This window comes from Mesorhizobium prunaredense (assembly GCF_900156895.1).
In the GTDB taxonomy this organism is placed as follows: Bacteria; Pseudomonadota; Alphaproteobacteria; order Rhizobiales; family Rhizobiaceae; genus Mesorhizobium; species Mesorhizobium prunaredense.
Window position 1 is genome coordinate 1 of the sequence record NZ_FTPD01000028.1, and the last position, 2,549, is coordinate 2,549.

2 protein-coding genes are annotated in these 2,549 nt (G+C 64.1%); both read right to left on the bottom strand.

Translation table 11 applies throughout. The features are described from left to right. Positions 1-327: 327 nt before the first annotated feature. Positions 328-1,521, bottom strand: coding sequence for an IS91 family transposase (locus tag BQ8794_RS21430; protein ID WP_077380683.1), 1,194 nt, complete (start codon positions 1,519-1,521; stop codon positions 328-330). 12 nt (positions 1,522-1,533) lie between these two features. Further along, the gene (locus BQ8794_RS21435) at positions 1,534-2,421 is read right to left on the bottom strand and encodes a tyrosine-type recombinase/integrase (protein ID WP_077380684.1); all 888 of its coding nucleotides are present in this window, start codon (positions 2,419-2,421) and stop codon (positions 1,534-1,536) included. Positions 2,422-2,549 lie beyond the last annotated feature (128 nt).

Genomic DNA, 2,549 nt, shown 5'->3' on the forward strand with positions numbered 1-2,549 from the left:
GAAGGTTTTTCGATGCGGGCCGCGGCGTGACGGTGCGGGCTGGGATCGACATCGGCCCGCGTTGAAAAACCTCCCAAGGAGGAAGCCGCGGGGTGCTGGGTGGAGCCTATGGGGAAAGCGCGGGGCTGGCGGTGAGCGGCGGGCGCGACAGCAGCAATGGGGGTGGCCCAAAAGCTGCCGATGGTGTGATGGGGCTTGGTTCCCGAGGCCGTCTGCCGTTGTGTCTCGGCGATTTTGCCGTGTTCGGCAAAGCTTGGCGCAAACCGACTTTATCCCGGAATGCAGGGCAGATCGGGCTCAACGTTGGGCCATGTGACGGGCATCTCGTCATGCGGCCTGCTGCCTCGGTGGCGCACGGGATCTGGGCTGCTGGCCGCGGCGGAATATCTCGACGATGCGCATCGGGCCGCCGCAGTGCGGGCATGGCTCCCTGAGGGTGAGCGGGATGCTCTCGGCGCTTGGCGCTTCATCCTGCGAGGGGGCTTTCGCCCCGAGCAGTTTCCTGATCTTTGCGACATTGGCCTTGCGGCCTGCTGCGGCCAGCAGGCCGTAATGGCGGATGCGGTGGAATCCGTCGGGCAGCACGTGGATCAGGAAGCGGCGGATGAACTCGGCGGTGGCCAGGCGCATGACCTTGTGACGGTCATCGTTCTTGATCCGGTAATCCTTCCAGCGGAAGGTGACCGCCTCGGCATTGGCGCTGATCAGGCGGCTGTTCGAGATCGCCACGCGATGGGTGTAACGGCTGAGATAGGCCAGCACGGCCTCAGGACCGCCGAACGGGGGCTTAGCGTAGACGACCCATTCGGATTTGCGTAGCGGCGCGAGCCAGGCGGCGAAGGTGTCAGCCTGTGCAAGGCCGGCCAGGTCACCGAAGAAGGCCAGATCGCCTGATCGATGCAGCGCCATCAGACCTTCCAGAAAGAGCCGTCGAAACAGCCGGGACAGGACCCGCACGGGCACAAAGAACCCGGGGCGGCAGCCGATCCACCGTGTGCCACCCGGCGACAGTCCCCCGCCAGGCACGATGATGTGGACATGCGGGTGATGGGTGAGCGCCGATCCCCATGTGTGCAGCACGCTGGTCATGCCGATGCGTGCGCCGAGCCGCTTGGGATCGGCCGCGATCGTGGTCAGCGTCTCGGCCGATGCCCGAAACAGCAGGTCATAGACAGCCTTCTTGTTCCAGTAGGCGATCTGAGCGATCTCGGCAGGCAGGGTGAAAACCACGTGGAAATACTCCACGGGCAGCAGGTCTTCGGCACGGGCGGCCATCCAGTCCCGCGCCGCAGGTCCCTGGCACTTCGGACAGTGCCGGTTCTTGCAGGAATTATAGGCGATGTGGTTATGCCCGCACTTGGTGCAGGCCGCCACATGCCCGCCGAGCGCCTCGGTTCGGCAGGCTTCAATCGCCGCCATGACCTTGAGCTGGATCAGGCTGACATGCCCGGCATTGGCCCGCCGCCACGCGGGGCCGTAGGTGCGAAAGATATCAGCGATCTCCAGCGTGGCCCGGGCCACGTGACCCGGGCGCTACTCCAATCCGCGTCGCAGCGTTTGGTCCTGAAGCTTCTTCAACGTCTCGAACGGGCTGACCGTGCCGCGGATCGTCTTGGTGGCAACGTGGGCATAGATCGCGGTGGTATTGAGCCGGGCATGCCCGAGCAGGACCTGAATGACCCTGACATCGGTGTTTGCTTCCAGGAGATGCGTGGCGAAGCTGTGCCGCAGGGTGTGCAGCGTCGCGGGTTTGCCGATCCCGGCCATGTTTTTGGCCGAGGTGAAGGCGCGGTTGAGCTGCCGCGGCGAGATCGGATTGATCTTCGGTTTGCCGGGAAACAGCCATCCCTGTGGCCGCGCTTCACGCCAATAGGCGCGCAAGAGCTCCAGCAGCCCGGGCGACAGCATGACCTTGCGGTCCTTTTGCCCTTTGCCCAGTTCGACATGGATCAGCATGCGGTCGCTGTCGATGTCGCTGATCTTGAGATTGCACACCTCCGAAGCCCGCAGGCCGGCGCCATAGGAGATGCTGAGCGCCGCTCGATACTTCAGGCCCGGCCCCGGCGTCGCCATCAGAAGGTCGGAAACCTCCTCGACGCTCAAGACCACGGGCAGCTTCCGCGGCTGGCGGCGAAACTGCATATGCCGCTTCATGTCCTCACGCCCGCAGGTGGTGCCGAAAAAGAACCGCAGCGCCACGATACGGGCATTGAATGTCGTGGGTGTCACCCCGGCATTCGTCATGTGCAGCTGGTAGGCGCGCAGATCATCCGGCGTCGCCGTATCCGGCGGACGCTTGAGAAACCGGGCAAAATCCTTGATGGCTCGGATATGAGCCTGCTGGGCTTTGTCGCCCATTCCGCGGATGCGCATGTCTTCGATCATCCGCTCGCGCAGCGGGGTGGTCCTCTCCTCCGTCATGGAAACCTCCTGTCTGATGATTGAGAAGACCTCAATCGTCAGCCAGGACCGCAAACCCACAAATGCACGGCGTTCAGATCATCGCTCTACCCTCACCACGCGCGCCATTGCCGCGCGAGCGGCTTCGT

What these genes read in the sequence shown, in the direction of transcription:
- BQ8794_RS21435 (WP_077380684.1), bottom strand. Translation starts at nt 2,421, where the DNA reads ATGACGGAGGAGAGGACCACCCCGCTGCGCGAGCGGATGATCGAAGAC.